Consider the following 16,849-nt stretch of genomic DNA (forward strand, 5'->3'; position numbering starts at 1 on the left):
GGATGAAAACATGACAAGTGATGAGCGCGCCGTTCGCCAATGGTGGCGCACCTCCATCATCGATATGAAGCCCGGGTACATCGCATTTCGTGGCAACGCCATAGAGGACCTGATCGGGAATGTATCCTTTCCGCAGATGATCTGGATGATGGTGCGAGGCGATCTGCCGGGCGATGCTCAGGCGCGCCTGTTTGAGGCCGCTCTGGTCGCAGGTGTGGATCACGGCCCGCAAGCTCCCTCGATTGCGGCTGCGCGCATGGCTGCTACTTGTGGAGTAGGTCTCAATAATGCGATGGCGACTGCAGTGAATATGCTGGGCGATGTACATGGCGGAGCAGGCGAGCAGTGCGCCGAGCTTTATTATGATATCGCCGATCGCATGGATGCCGGGGCATCGCTGAATGATGCTGTTCGGAATGGTCTAGACAGTTGGCGCGAGACTTACGGCAAGATCGTTTCAGGTTTCGGACACCGGTTTCACAAGCCCGTCGATCCGCGTGCACCCCGGCTGATGCAGCTCGTTCGCAATGCGGCAAATGAAGGCACCGTTTCAGGTCGCTTTGCAGACATCGGAGAAGGGGTTCAGGCCGAACTTGGTCGTCAACGGGGTGGTCGGCCGATTGCGATGAACATCGATGGCGCGACAGCCGTGATCTTTTGCGAACTTGGCTTTCCCGCGCCCCTGTCGCGGGGGTTGTTTTGCTTGTCCCGTTCGGTTGGAATACTTGCCCACGCCTGGGAACAGATGAACCAGGGCGGTCGGAACAAAGGCCCTATGCCCCCGAATTACTTACCCCTCTACGAAGACAGGAATGATGAGATGTGAGACATCGAAATCTTTCCGGTCCGGCTCTGTTGGCGTTGGTCGTGTAAACGATGTCGATCTAAAACCACATTCAAAAATTCCCAATGCCAAAGTCATGATCTGCGGCAACCTCGATCTTCTAGAAAACCGCACCAAGGCCGATCAATACGGCATCGCCAGAGCCTGCGCGCCTTGATGGCGCCAGGGTTCCGGCTGATTGGCCTGCCTATTCCGGTGATGATCACGGCGCAGACGCGTCCGATTTAACGATGCCTCTGTGGGGCCTCACCAGTTTAGAGTGATTAGATTTCCATTTAAGTCGCTGTAAAAAAATAATTAAACCTGCTCGGGAGCCCGTCCGGTGGTTTCAGTTTAAGCCGTGTCGCTAAGAGTTGATATTTTACGAAATATCAGATATTTTTTACTAAGTATGATGAAAATTAGATTCGCAGACGTATGGAGCTGTCGTTCATGGTGAAACCCGAAGAGGCCGGCTCATGCCCCTCTCTCTATTCCTTGGCGCATCTGACGCTGATCGGCTGCACGCCGCCCGAGCTAGTCTACATTGCTGCCCGGGCCGGTTACGATGCCGTCAGCCCGCGATTCATTCCGATGCATGTGCCCGGTGAGTTTACTCAATCCCCGATCGACAAGGCACAGGTGCAGGCCACCAAAACCGCTCTTTCTACTACGGGTTTGAAAGTTCTTGATGTCGAGCTTGCGCGCATCACCGAAGATGTCGACCCGCGCAGTTTTGAACCTTCTCTGGAAATAGGCGGAGAGCTTGGTGCAAAGCGCATGATCATGAGCGCGTGGACCAACACCCGCGATGATCGCGACTTCCTGATCGACGTCTATTCCGAGACCTGCGAACTGGCCGCGCCCTACGGGCTGACGGTCGATCTGGAGTTCCCCAGCTTTTCACGCCTGCGTACACTGGACGAGGCGCTGGATATTGTCCGCGCCTCCGATCAGCCGAATGGCGGTATTCTGGTCGATACGCTTTATCTGCACCTAAGCCGGGTGGATCTGGGAGAACTGCTGCACGTCCCTTCGGACCTGTTTCACTTTCTGCATATCTCTGACTGTCTACCAGGCATCGCGGATACGCGTGAGGGCATGATCCAACTGGCCCGCGATGCGCGGCTTTATCCCGGTGAAGGTTGGATTGATTTCACCGGCATCATCGAGCGGATGCCCCCTGTCGACTATTCCATTGAACTACCCAACCAAAGCCGCGTTGCCGAGTTGGGATACGAAGAGCACGCGCGTCGCTGTCTGAGCCACGCCAAGCGAACATTCGGTGAGGCGCGATCTCAGCGCCGCATGCCCAATGCAGCAATTCTAAAACACCAAGAGGATCATCATGGGCAAAGAGCTCACTGAAGACGACCGCCGACTGGCGGCTGATATGTTGGAACGTGCCCGCGCGGCCATGGCCAAAATCGAGGATTGGGAACAGGACAGGCTGGACCGTCTGTCTCAGGCCATAGCGTGGTACGCGGGGAACGAAAAAACCTTTACGCGATTGGCTCAGCAGGGGGTGGACGAAAGCGGCATTGGTGACCGCGAAGGACGCCCTGCAAAGCGGTTCAAAATACACATGGTACTGCGCGATGTCCTGCGCACCCCGTCGACTGGGATCGTCGAGGTTGATGAGGAAAAAGGCCTGGTGAAATACGCCAAGCCTGCGGGTGTGATCGCATCCCTGATCCCAATGACAAACCCGGCGATGACACCACCGGTGACCGGTGTTTCCGCCGCTAACGCCCGTAATGCGGTCATCTTCAGCCCGCATCCACGCACAGCAGTCACGACCTATGAAATCGTCGAGGTTATGCGCGCAGCCTGTCGAGCAGCAGGAGCCCCGGAAGACTTGTTCCAATCGATCCGCAAACCTTCGATCCCTCTTACCCAGCACCTGATGGAGATTTGTGATCTGACGCTGGCAACAGGTGGGAAGCCGATGGTCAAAGCGGCCTATAGTTCAGGGCGTCCGGCTTACGGTGTCGGCGCAGGCAATTCGTCTATAGTCATTGATGAAACTGCGGATCTGGATATCGCTGCCCAGAATACACGGATTTCAAAAACGTCTGACTTTGGGTCTGGTTGTTCGGCAGATGGCAACATTATCATTCAGCGCTCGGTTTACGTTGATATGGTTAAGGCGCTTGAAGCCGAAGGTGGTTATCTTTGTTCTGACGTAGAGAAGGCCATGCTTGAAGCGGCAATGTGGGATGAGAAAGGAAACCGTACGTTCCCGACCATCGCCTGTCCGCCTCAGCAAACGGCCAAAGTCGCCGGTTTCTCGATCCCCGGAGATCGCAAATTCCTGATGGTCGAAAATCAGGGGAAAATCGGCCCGCAGCACAAGTTCTCCAAGGAAAAACTGACTACTCTGATGGCGCTTTATCACTTCGACACGTTCGATGACGCGCTGGAAATGGTCAGCCAGATTTACAACACCGGGGGCAAGGGCCATTCCTGCGGCATCTACAGCCACAATGACGATCACATTGACAGGTTGGCGCGTCTGGCTCCGGTCAGCCGTATGATGGTTCGACAGCCTCAGTCCAAGGCCAATGCGGGCGCCTGGACCAATGGCATGCCTATGACCAGCAGCCTCGGCTGCGGCATCTGGGGCGGCAACATCACCAATGAAAACGTCACCATGAAACATATGATGAACTACACTTGGGTCAGTCGTCCTACGCCTGAGGATCGCCCCTCGGAGCCGGACCTGTTCGGTGAATTCTACGGACAGGAGGTCGCGTGATGGACGGAGCGAAACTGGAAGGCAAAACCGTTGCCGAACATATCGTTGATTTCCTCGAACGCCGTGAGGTCAAGCACGTATTCGGCCTGTGCGGGCACACGAACATCGCGGTTCTGGCCGCGCTGGCGGAAAGTCCTATCGATTTCGTAACTGTGCGGCACGAACAGATCGCCAGCCACGCGGCGGACGCTTATGCGCGGGTTACAGGCAAGGCCTCGGTGGTGCTGTCCCATCTCTCCCCGGGACTAACTAATTGCGCCACCGGGGTCGCCAACGCGGCGTTGGATTGTATCCCCATGGTCGTGATCGCGGGTGACATTCCTACGCATTACTATGGCAAGCATCCGCATCAGGAGGTTAACCTGCACGCGGACGCTGCCCAGTGGGAGATTTATCGCCCCTTTGTCAAACGCGCCTGGCGGGTGGACCGCGCAGACCTGATGGCTGAGATACTGGAGAAGGCGTTCCATCTGGCCGAAAGTGGCCAGCCCGGGCCGGTGCTGGTCAATGTCCCTATGGACATTTTTTCAGAGGTGATCCCCGCGGACAGTTTCGACCGTATCCGCGACAACACGCGCGCGCTCAAGAAACCGTCGATTGACGATGAGACAGCGCGAGAGATTGTCGAAGCGTTGGTTAAAGCCGAAAACCCAGTCGCTTATGTCGGTGGTGGTATTCTTCTGGCACAGGCCAGCGAAGAGTTGCGAGAATTCGTTGAACATATGGGCCTACCAGTCGCGCATTCCCTGATGGGGAAAGGCGCGTTGCGGGACGACCATCCGCTTGTGTTGGGAATGACTGGGTTTTGGGGCACCGAATTGGTCAACCAGTCTTGCCTGAATGCGGACTACATCTTTGCCGTGGGCACTCGGTTCAAAGAGGCCGATTGCTCCAGTTGGTATCCCGGATACACGTTCAATATTCCCGGCTCAAAGGTTATCCATATCGACATCGAGCCGCAAGAAATTGGTCGGAACTATCCCACCGAGATCGGCGTTGTTGCGGATGCCAAGGCCGCGTTGCGCGTCCTCAACCGGGTTGCCCGCAAAATGTATCCGGGCGGTTTCAAGCGCCCCGCTGTTGAACAAAAGATTGCTGATTTCCGGATGGGCTTCAAAGCGCGCAATGTGGAAATGGCCACTTCATCAGCGTTTCCGATGATGCCCGAGCGTATTCTGGCAGATACCCGCAAGGCTCTGCCCGAGGATGCCATCATCACAACGGATGTCGGATGGAACAAGAACGGCGTCGGACAACAATTCGATATCCTGAAACCCGGTTCGATCCTGACCCCAGGTGGTTTTGCTACAATGGGTTTTGGCCCTCCGGGCGCGATCGGCGCGAAGCTGGCAGCACCTGATCGTGTGGTGATCAGCCTGGTTGGTGATGGTGGTTTCGGCCAAAACCCGTCGATGCTTGCGACTGCGGTCGAGCTTGATCTGGGTATCATCTGGCTGGTTATGAACAACAACGCCTTCGGCACGATCGCAGGTCTTCAGAAGGCGCATTACGGTTTAACCTATGGTACAACCTTCCCAGGGTCGGCCGAAGCGCCGGCCAACGGACCGGGTTATGCAGAAATTGCACGGGCCTACGGCGCAGAGGGGCACAGGCTGGGCGCTGCTGACGAGCTGTTGCCCGCATTGGAAGCGGCGATAGCCAGCGGCAAACCCACTGTTCTTGATGTCCCAATGATCAATAATCCGACACCAACGACCGGACATTGGAACATCTTGGACATATACTCACCAGACAAAGATGTATCCCACGTAGCGACGTGAAAAGCCTGTTCGAGGAACGCCTCACCGGGGGTATGCCTCGAACAGACCTGCAGTGGTTTCATTCTCGCAGAGGTGAGCGAAGAAACATCAAACAGCATCACCAGTAGCGGGCTACAAAAAGAGGAACACCTTCAAAGCGCCGGGGTCCTTCAGACATTGCGTGGCAACGTTTGGCGCATGATGTTGAATGCGGAGTTGAGGGGCCGGGTTTAACTCCTGCTTTCCTCATCCCAAGGAATTCCGCTAGTGTCGGCACCGACCTGATATGAGTGATGCCGCCACATGATCGAAATCCGCGACCTGCAACTGCTCAGCGCTTTGGCGCGGCACCGGCATTTTGCAAAGGCAGCCGAGGAATGCGGGATTTCCCAGCCTGCGTTTTCAATGCGTATTCGCAACCTAGAGGATCGGTTGGGCGTGTCCATCGTCCGCCGCGCCAACCGGTTTCAGGGCCTGACCGAAGAGGGCGAGATGATCGTCCAGCGGGCGCGGCGCATTCTGGACGACACCAAGGCCTTGGAACAGCAGGTGCAGGCGGCAAAGGGGGAAATCACGGGGACTCTGATACTGGGCGTGATCCCGACTGCAATCGCCTTTACGGGCCGGTTGATCAAGCGTCTGCAGCAGGCGCATCCGCGCATCATCACTCGGATCGAAACGATGTCGGCAACGGCCATTCAACATCGGCTGGACGAAGGCAGTCTGGATGCGGGCATCACATATGGCGACAGTATCGGCACCGATTTGCGGCAGGTACAGTCGCTGTATGAAGAAACCTATGTCCTGTTGATCCCGTCTCATATGACAGACGAAACGGGGCCAATTCCCTGGGCGCGGGTCGCCGAATTTCCGGTCAGCCTACTTGAACCGCAGATGCAGAACCGCCGCATATTAGACCGGATTTTCGCCGAACAGGGCCTGCATCCTCATGTGGTCGCGGAAACCAGCGGGTTCACTGCCTCAATGGTCATGGCGCGTGAGGGATTGGCGGCCACCGTGGTGCCACGCGTGTTGGTACGGGCGTTGGGGGATCTGAAGGGAACAAAGGTTCTGCCTTTGGTCGATCCGGTGGTCAGCAAACCTATCTGTCTGGCGACCCTGACACGCGATCCGGAACTGCCAACGGTTGGAGCGCTGCGCGCGGTGGTGACGTCTTTGCGGTGATAAGGTGTCGTTATCGTGCGATTGAAATATGCGATTTGACGATATGCTAGTCTGATGAGACACGGGGCCTGAATCGGAGGGCATCATGGCACCATTAGATACCAAGCCATCAGGCGCGCCAAAGGGCGTCTGGAAGTCAGGTAAAGGCAAGGGGCGGCACACGCCCAAAGGCCGTCAGTTCACGGATGAGGCGGCGGCCGAGATTGCGCGCTTGCTGGGGGATCGCCCCCGCCGTCGCGACCTTTTGATCGAATTCCTGCATCTGATTCAGGACGAACACGGCCATATCAGCGCTGACCACATTGCCGCGCTTGCAGTCGAGATGCGGATCGGTCAGGCAGAGATCTATGAGACCGCCACCTTCTATGCCCATTTCGATGTGGTGAAAGAGGATGAAGCCCCGCCGCCCGCGCTGACCATCCGCGTCTGCGATTCCCTGTCCTGCGAAATGGCCGGTGCCCAGCAGTTGCAAAAGGCGTTGGAAGACGGTCTTGATCCTTCCAACGTCCGTGTCCTGCGTGCGCCTTGCATGGGTCGTTGCGATACTGCGCCGGTGCTGGAAATCGGGCATAACCATATCGACTATGCCACTCCTGAAAAGGTGCAGGCGGCGATTACTGCGGATGATACCCACGCCCATTTGCCCGCCTATGAAACCTTTGCGGCATATGAAGCAAACGGCGGCTATGCCAAGCTGAAAGAGCTGCGCGAGAGCGGTGATTGGGAGAAAGTACAGGAAGACATCCTGTCCTCGGGCTTGCGCGGTCTGGGTGGAGCTGGCTTCCCGTCCGGCAAGAAATGGGGCTTCGTTCGCATGAACGAAGGCACCCGTTATCTGGCCGTGAATGGCGATGAAGGCGAGCCTGGTACGTTCAAAGATCGCTACTACCTTGAACGCAAGCCGCATGTCTTCCTTGAAGGCATGCTAATAGCTGCCTGGGCGGTAGAGGCCGAGACCTGCTTTATCTATATGCGCGATGAATATCCGGCGGTGCTGGAAATTCTACGCCGCGAGATTGCCGCGCTGGAACAGGCTGGCCTGGTTGAAAAAGGATATATCGATCTGCGCCGGGGCGCCGGTGCCTATATTTGCGGCGAAGAATCCGCGATGATCGAGTCGATCGAAGGCAAGAAAGGCCTGCCGCGTCACCGGCCTCCGTTTGTGGCGCAGGTTGGGGTCTTTAACCGTCCGACCTTGGTGCACAATGTCGAGACGCTCTATTGGGTGTCGAAAATCTGCCGCGAAGGGCCCCAAGTGCTGAACAGCACGGAAAAGAATGGGCGCACGGGTCTGCGCAGCTATTCGGTCTCGGGCCGGGTGGCGCAGCCGGGCGTCTATCTGTTGCCTGCGGGTTCGACCATATTGGATGTGATTGAGGCCGCTGGTGGCATGGCCGAGGGTCACGTTTTCAAAGCCTATCAACCGGGCGGGCCGTCTTCGGGCCTGTTGCCTGCGTCAATCGACGACGTGCCGCTGGATTTCGACACGCTGCAACCTCTGGGTACGTTTATCGGGTCGGCCGCCGTGGTGGTGCTGTCCGATCAGGACACTGCCCGCGACGCGGCGCTGAATATGCTGCGGTTTTTCGAGGATGAAAGCTGTGGCCAATGCACGCCCTGCCGGGCGGGCTGCGAAAAGGCGGTTAAGCTGATGCAGGCTGACACGTGGGACCAGGATTTACTGGAAGACCTGTGTCAGGTCATGGGCGATGCCTCGATCTGCGGTCTGGGGCAGGCGGCCCCGAACCCGATCCGCCTGGTCATGAAACATTTCGCTGACGAAATCTGAGGGAGACAGAGCCATGCTTGATGCAAGCCCAACCAAGACCGTCACCTTCAACCTGAACGGCGATGACGTCACCGTCCCCGAGGGCTGGACCATCTGGGAAGCCGCCAAGGGGCAGGGGTTCACGATCCCGCACCTCTGCCACAAGCCCCAGCCGGGTTACATACCCGACGGCAACTGCCGCGCCTGCATGGTCGAGGTCGAGGGCGAGCGCACGCTGGTCGCCTCGTGCATCCGTCCCGCCGCCGAGGGCATGGTCGTCAAGACCGATACCGACCGTGCCGAGAAATCGCGCGCAATGGTCATGGAACTGCTGGTGGCTGATCAGCCTGAGGTCGCGCATGATGCTTCGAGCCATTTCTGGGATATGGCCGCGCTGAACGATGTCAGCGACAGCCGGTTCCCGGCCAAAGAACCCGCGAAAATCCCGCTGCTGGATGACAGCCATATTGCGATGCGCGTCAATCTGGATGCCTGTATCAATTGTAACCTCTGTGTCCGCGCCTGCCGGGATGTGCAGGTCAATGATGTGATCGGGATGGCCGGGCGCGGTCACACCGCGCAGGTGGTGTTCGATCAGAACGACCCGATGGGCGATTCAACCTGTGTGGCCTGCGGCGAATGCGTTCAGGCCTGTCCGACCGGTGCTCTGATGCCAGCCACGGTGCTGGACGATCAGCAAGTTGGAGACAGCAAGGATTATGATTCCGAGACCGAAAGTGTCTGCCCGTTCTGCGGCGTGGGCTGTAAGGTCTCGCTCAAGGTCAAAGACGGCAAGGTGAAATATGTCGAGGGGATCAACGGCCCTGCTAATGAAGGCCGCCTGTGTGTTAAAGGCCGGTTTGGGTTCGACTATATCCACCATCCCCACCGCCTGACCAAGCCGCTAATCCGGCGCGAGGATGCGCCCGCCAAGGGGCTGAATGTCGATCCTTCGAACCTGTCGACCCATTTCCGCGAAGCGACCTGGGAAGAGGCGATGGACCTGGCGTCCTCCAGACTGAAGGCGCTGCGCGACCAGGACCCACGCAATGTCGCGGGCTTTGGCTCGGCCAAATGCACCAACGAAGAAGCATATCTGTTCCAGAAGTTTATTCGTCAGGGATTTGGGCACAACAATGTCGACCACTGCACGCGTCTGTGCCACGCCTCATCGGTGGCGGCGCTGATTGAAAACGTCGGTTCCGGTGCTGTGACCGCAACCTTTAACGAGATCGAAAACGCGGATGTGGCGATCATCATCGGGGCTAACCCGATCGAAAACCATCCCGTTGCGGCGACCTATTTCAAGCAGTTCACCAAACGTGGTGGCAAGCTGATCGTGATGGACCCGCGCGGCGTCGGCATGCGCAAATTCGCGGACGAAATGCTGCAATTCCGTCCGGGTGCTGATGTCTCGATGCTGAATGCGATCATGAATGTGATCGTTGAGGAAGAGCTGTATGACAGCCAGTACATCCACCGCTGGACCGAGAACTGGGAGGCCGAGAAGGAACACCTGCGCGCCTTCACCCCCGAAGCGATGGCCCCGATCTGCGGTATCGAACCCGATCAGCTGCGCCGCGTGGCGCGCATCTTTGCACAGGCCAAGGCCGGGCTGATTTTCTGGGGTATGGGTGTCAGTCAGCATATCCACGGCACCGACAATTCGCGCTGCCTGATCTCGCTGGCGTTGATGACCGGCAACGTTGGTAAACCAGGCGCGGGCCTGCACCCGCTGCGCGGTCAGAACAATGTGCAGGGCGCATCGGACGCGGGCCTGATCCCGATGTTCCTGCCCGATTACAAAACGGTGACCGAAGACAGCATCCGGGCACAGTTCACCTCGGTCTGGGGATCTGAGGATTTCTCGAACGAAAAAGGCCTGACCGTCACTGAAATCATCGATCAAGCATATGCGGGTAATATCAAGGGCATGTATATTCAGGGTGAAAACCCAGCCATGTCCGACCCCGATGTAGGCCACGCGCGGGACGCACTGGCCAAGCTGGAGTTGATGATCGTGCAGGACATCTTCCTGACCGAAACGGCGAACTACGCCGACATCATCCTGCCTGCCTCGGCGCTGTATGAAAAGAACGGCACCGTGTCGAACACCAACCGTCAGGTACAACGAGTGCGTCCGGCTGTGGCGCCTCCGGGTGAGGCGCGCGAGGATTGGAAAATCACCGTCGAACTTGCGCAGCGCATTGGTCTGAACTGGTCTTATTCGGATGTGTCCGAAGTGTTTGCCGAAATGAAACTGACGATGGAGTCTCTCGACAATATCACCTGGGAGCGGCTGGAGACCGAAACAATCACCTACCCGTCGCTGTCTGAGACCGATCCGGGCCAAGCGATTGTGTTTGGTGATGGCTTCCCTCGTGCCGATGGGCGGGCCAAGTTCACTCCTGCCAGTGTGATCCAGCCGGATGAAGCGCCGGATGAGGAATATCCGATGATCGCCACCACGGGTCGTCAGCTTGAACATTGGCACACAGGGTCAATGACCCGCCGGGCCACGGTGCTGGATGCGGTTGAACCAGAGGCCAACTGTTCGATGAACCCGCGCCAGTTGAAGCTGATGGGAATTGAACCGGGCGAGACCATTCGCCTGACCACCCGTCGAGGCTCGATCGAGATCATGGTGCGTGCCGACCGGGCGATTGCAGAGGACATGGTGTTCATCCCCTTTGCCTATGTTGAGGCGGCGGCGAATATCCTGACCAACTCGGCCATCGACCCTTATGGTAAAATCCCTGAGTTCAAATTCTCAGCCATTCGCGTTGAAAAGATCGAAGACGCAATCGCGGCTGAGTAAGAGTGTCGGAGTAGAATTTTTGAGGGCGGCCTTGCGAGGTCGCCCTTTTAGGTTTCCGCAACGTCAACGCGGAAATAGGCATTTCCCACTCAGCTTTGCGCCATTTGCGCCATATTTCTCTGGTTTCAGCAATTTTGAGCCTAAGAAAACGCCACCAAAGCACCCATTTTGCGGTCGTCAGGTTAGGTATTGATTGGGTTTGGAAACGAAATTGGGGAACCGATTGCGCAGGGCCCGAACCTGTGGGCAGTCGGGCCTAGGCGCCGAAGCCGAAATAGATGGTAGTAGTGCGATCAGAGCAACAAGGGCTGAATGAAACCGCAAGACGTGTATAACGATTTGAAACAGGCTGAGCTTTCGTTTGTCGTATTGCCGGGTATGTCGGTTGATGCGATCCTGAGCGAAGTCCTTAGTTTTTTCCTGTCCAGAAACTTCCTGATGTTTCTGCCTGCTTTGATGCTGCTGCTCATTGGTGCGACGCCGTCATTGTTTGCTGAACCGCTAAACGGGCTGGGGCGCACGATCTATTGGATGTGCGGATTGCTGGGGTATATGGGTTCGGTGGTGCTGATGTTGCTTTTTGAGGCATTCTGCAGCCGATATCTGGGCATCAAACGGTTTTTCACCCCGCTGACATGTTTTCCCATTGCGTATGGGGCGATGAAGTTTGCCCAATTCGCAACGACAATGGTTTTCAGTACATTTCTGTCTTTCAGCTTTGAAAACTCGCCGCTTTTGCTGCCTCAGTACTTTCTCGTCGTTGGAATTGAAGTGATCGTAATCGTTTGGGTTTTTCCACCTTATCTGGCCCGCCTGCGCGCCGGCGATCCGCAACCCGAGGACGAGCCGGATAGCAGAGTGGAATCCCGTGTTCCTGTGGCCAATGGTTTAGTGTCCGCCAATGGGCAAAACTTTTTGGCCAAGGATATCTTGTTCGTTCAGGCTCAGCAGCACTATGTCACCCTGCGTGTAGATGAAAAAGAAGTGCTGGTGCGTTCAACGTTCAAAGGCATCCTATCGCAAATGCCAGAATGCTATGGCCTACAGGTGCATCGGTCCTTTTGGGTTGCCAATCGGTGTGTGGATATTGCTAAAAGCCTGAATGAAGTCGGATATCTGGTTCTGGGCTGCGGCAAAAAGATCGCGATCGCCCGTAGCCGGCACGGCGCCGTGCGTGATTGGCTGTCCGAGATGGCGTCAGCGGAAAGCCCGGCAACAGTCAAAGCTTCACCACAACAAACCTGACATCGTTCGGCAGAAACATCCGGCTTATCGGTTCGTTTAGATAATCCACCTTCCCATCGCTGCTGGGTACAGAATACGCAGTGGATGAGAAGGTGGACAGTTCAATATTTTTAGTAATGAAAAGACTTGAATTTTGATCTTTTGCTTTCCCCGATTTTGAGTTTTTCCCCCTCTATAATCAGGTTGTACTGGTCAACAAGTCACTCGATAAAGACGCCGCAAAACCAGGCGCTGCCTTCTTTTCCTGCATAGGCACGGACCTGGCAATGAAATTGGTACGAAACGTCAAAAATTCGAAACGAATGGCAATGAAAATTCGTGTCGCACGAAATGAATAGAGCGACTTGTGCATTCGCTGTCATGTTAAGAAGTTGATAGTTAAGGGGTTAATGAAATTCCCTGCCTTCCTGTGATTTGGCCCGAAACTGTTGTCACAGATGCAGAGTTTCGCGCAGGATTAGTAGTCGCGCTCGAAAAAGACACCCAATCCCGTTTCCCCCCGCCCGTCAACGGTTCCGCGCATGGTGATATTATCGGTGACGTCCAGATTGAGGTTCACTTCGGTATTTCCTTCGGTGTTCACGTTAAAGTCGGTATAGAGATTGTCACCCAGATACGCCCCGGCGCCCAAAATTCCGCCGCTTGACGTTGCTCCGATATCGACTGTGTCGACACCGGTCGACTCCCTCAGACCCTTGGTTGCATCTCCTCCTGCACCGCTGAGCTGCGCCAGCGATGCCGCCATCTGGGCAATGACAAAGGGCGACAGCTCAGAGAAACGATTGCCAAACAACAGCATGGCCAGCGCCTCTTCTGCTGGCCGTTCCGGATCCGAGAACACGTTGACTTCGGGGGCGTCCAGCGGCCCGGCGATTTCGATTGTAGCGGTCCCGTCCGAGGTGCTGTTTGAGGATTCAAATTCGATATAGGGTGTCAAGTCGCCTTGTAGGGTCACGATACCTTTTGTCAGGGCCAGCCTGCGGCCCAGAATGTCGAAATTGCCTCGGATTAGAGCGATCTGACCCGAAGGAATGATCGAGGTTGTTGTACCGCCTATGTACAGCTGTCCGCCGAGTTCGGCATTCACGCCTCGACCTCGGACAAACACGGCTTTGGGGGCGAGCAGAGCGATGTCCAGCGCAATACGGGAATCGCTTTGGGTGGCATCGTCCTGTTTTACCAAACGGGCACGTTCCCGAGTCCTATAGCTGGCCGCGTTTTCGTTGATATGTTCGATCTCTGGTATGGGCGCAGCGCCAACCGCACCCGAGGCGGCGGCGAGGTTAATATTGGTTTCCTCGAATGTAATTTGCCCGACTATTGTGCTGTTGCCCGCCAAAGCTCCGGTCATTGCGATTTGCCCGTTCAGGATCGTCTCGTACAAAAGCTGATCCGTCAGCACGAGACGATTGAGCGTGGTCGTAATTTGCGCATTGAACGGAGGCGTCAGGTCAATCGGGCCCGCGACGGTGAAATTACCCCCGGCGCGGGTTCCACCATTTAGGGAGATGTTGGCGCGGTTGTTGGCCAACTCGACCGCGCCGCTGATGCCGGTAATGGTCTGACCGGCACCCGGTATCGCCAACGAGGTTCCAGAGGTCGTGATCGACCCGCTGAGCGCCTCAAGCGAGGGTTGGCCATTCAAGCTAAGGTCGTACCGCGCAGTCCCGTCGATTTGGTTGGGGGTGATGAACAGGTTTGCGATACCGATATTAACCCCGCCTTGCGCATTCAGATCGGCGTTTCCTGTGGTTTCATCGAACGTGCCCGAGATTTCGCCGGTGATCTGTGCCGGACCCTGCGCCGAAGAGTTGATGGTCCAGACGCCTGCCTTGCGCTTTGCGGTCCCATTGGCGGTGATTGTACCTGGAAAGTCTGGGGCGAAACGCTCGACCTTGTTTAGCTCGGCGTCAAAGTCCAAGTCTGCCGATCCGTCAGAGCCGACAGACCCCGTCAGCGACGCGTATGAACTGTCCGGCCCACGCAAGCTGACTCTTCCTTCAAGGCCTGAAGCTGTTGGCGCGGCGTTGCCTTCCAATGTGAGTGGTCCTGACAACGTCTTGGAAATCCTCGCAAGATCGTCCAGCTTTACCGAATAGCTCAGCCCGCCGGTCTCTTTGCTGACCTGACCCGAAGCGTCTGCGGTCAAGGCGGTGCCCCGCAGTTTGAAGTTTTGGACATTCAGACCCTGATCACTGTTCTCGGCATCGACACGCAGCGTCGTTCGACCTTCGATCAGTTTGTCGACGAGACTGATGCCAATCTGGACGTCCTGCGCATCGACATCGCTGGCTATGTCGAAGGTCTGGCTGGACAAAGCTCCGTTGCCATTGATATCCGCGGTAACCGACCCGGCAAGATCCCGGCCCGCGAGATCCGAAAATAGCGAAAGATCAGGGACAGTCACCTGTGCCTGACCATCAAGAACTAGATTCCCGGTTGGGTCATCAATCGACGCGCTCACCTGCGCGGTCAGCGCCTGGCCGTTGATCGTGGCGTTGCGTATGTCGATAAGGTCTCCCGTTTTCGCACCATCCCAGGCGATCACGGTTTTGCCTGCAAGCAGAGGATCGACTTCGGACATACCTGTCTGCAGATCCTGCGTCGTAATGCTGGCCGTGCCATCAAACTCTTGCGTCTGCAGGGTGCCTTTGCCGTCCATTTGTGCGCTGAGCGACCCGCCCAGCTGCCGCTGGGCCAGCCCGGAAAAGACCGAGAGGTCGGGCGCGTTGAGGCTGGCCTGACCGTCGATTGTCAGATTGCCATCAGGCGTGGTCACTTCGCCACTTGCCTGTGCCTGCGCGGCCTGACCGTCCAGATTAAACTCGCGGATGGAAATGCCATCCCCTCCACGGCTGGCGTCCAGCGTGATGGTGGTTTGGCCTGCGATCACGGGGTCGATATCGTCGCGACCGGTCGACAGGTTGTTGCCCTGAACTACCACTTTGCCGTCAAAGCTGCCCTCAAGCGGAGAGCCCTTGCCCTGAACCTCTGCCGACGCCGACCCTGCCAGTTCCAACTGGGCAAGGCCAGAGAACCGGGACAGGTCGGTAGCCTCCAGCGTTGCTTTGCCATCAACAGCCAATCCGCTAATCAGCGTGTCCAGGGCCAGAGTGTAATCCGACCCGACCAGTTCGAAACCGGACAATGTCAGCGACTGGTCATCACCATACTCAAACTGCCCGTCCAGCGTGATGCGATCTCCGACGGCTGTATTCAAGTTCGGATCGGTCAGATCAATGCCCGTGACGCTGGCTTGCAGATCGCCGTTCACCGTAAATCCAAGGGCCTGATCGAGCACGCCTTGCGCGATAATTTGCATGCTCTCAAGTTCGGCCTGGGGGGATCTGAACTTATCTGCTGTCAGGCTAAGATCCCAGAGATTGCCGTTCTTCTGATCAAACAAGGTCGAGATCTGCGCGGACTTGATCGTTTTGTCACCACCGCCAACCGGAAGCGTGACCGCCTGTCCCTGCGGCGGGGTAATGCGTCCCTGCAAGGCGGCAAACTGCAATGTGCCACCTTCGGCAAGGGCCAACTTCCCCTCAAGGTTTAGGGCCTGCGTTGCAAGCTGAAGATCGGACAGGTCCAGCGCCCCTTCGGGCAGGGTCTGACCCTGCACGAACAGCCGCGAGTCCGTCCCGAAAAACGGGTCGATGGCAGGGCCGACGAAAGGAGTCAGGTCTCCGTTCAGATCGGCGGTAAATGCTATGCCTTCCGCAGTGTCGTCAGGGGTCGAACCAAGCCGAACCTGCCCGGCCAGACGCTGCTGCCCGTCACTGCTCAGCCCGATATCGGCGGTGAAATCCGTCAGCGGTCCGGCGCCTTTTGCCGTCAGCTCGATCGTTGGGCTGTCGGGAATGTTCAAAGCGGTCGAAATAAGCCCGCCGGATGCCTCGGCCACGTTCAGGTCCAGATTGATCTCGCTTGTCGAGTTGTCAAACCCGGCGGTCAGTGTGATCTCATCTCCGGCACGATCCAACCGCACCACGTCGAGATTGGTGTCCAGCGTTCCATCAGCAAGCGACAGATTGCCGGTGACGGATAAGTCGGCGGCTACCCCAATCAGCGGCTGCCCCAGCGACAGCTGATCCACGCGGATTTCGCCGATTTCAACTGCGACAGGCAGCTCGGGCAGCTGGAATGTCTGGGTTTCCGCAGAAGGAGGAGGGGCATCTTTGGTTGTGGTGCCCGGCGCGCGGGCTACGTCGATCTCTTGCGCTGTCAGCGCATTGACCGAGAACCGCCCCCGTATCAGGGCCAGTCTGTTCCAATCCAGTTCGGCATCTTTGATGGTCAGCCAGACGCCCTCATCATCCGATACCGTGATCTCTGCGATTGTGGCCCGTGCGCTCAGCGCGCCTTGCAAGCCTTTGACGGTTACGTTCTGATCATCACCGGACAGGGTATCCTGCAGAAACTGCTCTAGCATACTGCCGCCTTCGTCCTGCGCCAAAACGGGGTAGGGCACCCACAGCAGAACAGCCGCCAA

General features: G+C 57.1%; 9 protein-coding genes. 8 read left to right on the plus strand and 1 reads right to left on the minus strand.

Annotated features, from left to right (window positions below):
- Positions 1–10: 10 nt before the first annotated feature.
- The 8 genes from AC2FJ5_RS08635 (at position 11) to AC2FJ5_RS08670 (ending at position 12,357) form a co-directional block, all read left to right on the plus strand.
- Complete coding sequence (locus AC2FJ5_RS08635; protein ID WP_496703867.1) at positions 11–826, plus strand: citryl-CoA lyase; 816 nt, start codon at positions 11–13, stop codon at positions 824–826.
- A gap of 435 nt (positions 827–1,261) precedes the next feature.
- Positions 1,262–2,191, plus strand: coding sequence for a sugar phosphate isomerase/epimerase family protein (locus tag AC2FJ5_RS08640; RefSeq protein ID WP_496701099.1), 930 nt, complete (start codon positions 1,262–1,264; stop codon positions 2,189–2,191).
- Positions 2,172–3,581 carry an aldehyde dehydrogenase family protein gene (locus AC2FJ5_RS08645; protein WP_496793099.1) on the plus strand — a complete coding sequence of 470 codons (1,410 nt, stop codon included), beginning with the start codon at positions 2,172–2,174 and terminating at the stop codon, positions 3,579–3,581. Before AC2FJ5_RS08640 ends, AC2FJ5_RS08645 begins: the two co-directional genes overlap by 20 nt.
- Entirely contained in the window at positions 3,581–5,362 is a 1,782-nt protein-coding gene (locus AC2FJ5_RS08650) for a thiamine pyrophosphate-binding protein (protein ID WP_496793101.1), read from the plus strand. Before AC2FJ5_RS08645 ends, AC2FJ5_RS08650 begins: the two co-directional genes overlap by 1 nt.
- 282 nt (positions 5,363–5,644) lie before the next feature.
- Complete coding sequence (locus tag AC2FJ5_RS08655; RefSeq protein WP_142640095.1) at positions 5,645–6,526, plus strand: LysR family transcriptional regulator; 882 nt, start codon at positions 5,645–5,647, stop codon at positions 6,524–6,526.
- 85 nt (positions 6,527–6,611) lie between these two features.
- Positions 6,612–8,315 carry an NAD(P)H-dependent oxidoreductase subunit E gene (locus tag AC2FJ5_RS08660; protein WP_496793102.1) on the plus strand — a complete coding sequence of 568 codons (1,704 nt, stop codon included), beginning with the start codon at positions 6,612–6,614 and terminating at the stop codon, positions 8,313–8,315.
- A 13-nt stretch (positions 8,316–8,328) separates the two neighbouring features.
- Complete coding sequence (fdhF, locus tag AC2FJ5_RS08665; protein WP_496793103.1) at positions 8,329–11,112, plus strand: formate dehydrogenase subunit alpha; 2,784 nt, start codon at positions 8,329–8,331, stop codon at positions 11,110–11,112.
- A 312-nt stretch (positions 11,113–11,424) separates the two neighbouring features.
- Positions 11,425–12,357 carry a LytTR family DNA-binding domain-containing protein gene (locus tag AC2FJ5_RS08670; RefSeq protein WP_496749195.1) on the plus strand — a complete coding sequence of 311 codons (933 nt, stop codon included), beginning with the start codon at positions 11,425–11,427 and terminating at the stop codon, positions 12,355–12,357.
- Positions 12,358–12,814: 457 nt separating this feature from the next.
- Here AC2FJ5_RS08670 and AC2FJ5_RS08675 read toward each other — a convergent pair whose 3' ends face one another.
- Positions 12,815–16,849: a translocation/assembly module TamB domain-containing protein gene (locus AC2FJ5_RS08675; protein WP_496793104.1), complete on the minus strand. Its 4,035-nt coding sequence runs from the start codon at positions 16,847–16,849 to the stop codon at positions 12,815–12,817.

Source organism: Ruegeria sp. CDSA221, from assembly GCF_059611825.1.